The following is a 212-nucleotide window of genomic DNA, read 5'->3' as shown; positions in this document are numbered from 1 at the left end:
ATCAAAAAATTTAAACTCAATGCGATGATGAGTGTTCATAGTAATATGTACAAACGTTTTATAGATTCTTCCGAGTTTATAAAATGAAATCAGAATTCATTGAGCCGAGACGTTGTCTCAAAAAAACTTTAATTGAAGAGTTTGATCATGGCTCAGATTGAACGCTGGCGGCAGGCCTAACACATGCAAGTCGAGCGGTAACAGAGAGTAAG

The 212-nt window shown here is 36.8% G+C and carries 1 rRNA gene; it reads left to right on the top strand.

The annotated features are described in order from the left end of the window. Positions 1-129: 129 nt before the first annotated feature. Positions 130-212 (top strand): 16S ribosomal RNA (locus tag GQA99_RS20555); the annotation flags it as partial.

Origin of the sequence: Shewanella litoralis (assembly GCF_009828585.1) — a bacterium.
Classification (GTDB): Bacteria; Pseudomonadota; Gammaproteobacteria; order Enterobacterales; family Shewanellaceae; genus Shewanella; species Shewanella litoralis.
The sequence above is the reverse complement of the archived record's forward strand: the minus strand, read 5'-3'. Positions and strand labels throughout refer to the sequence as shown.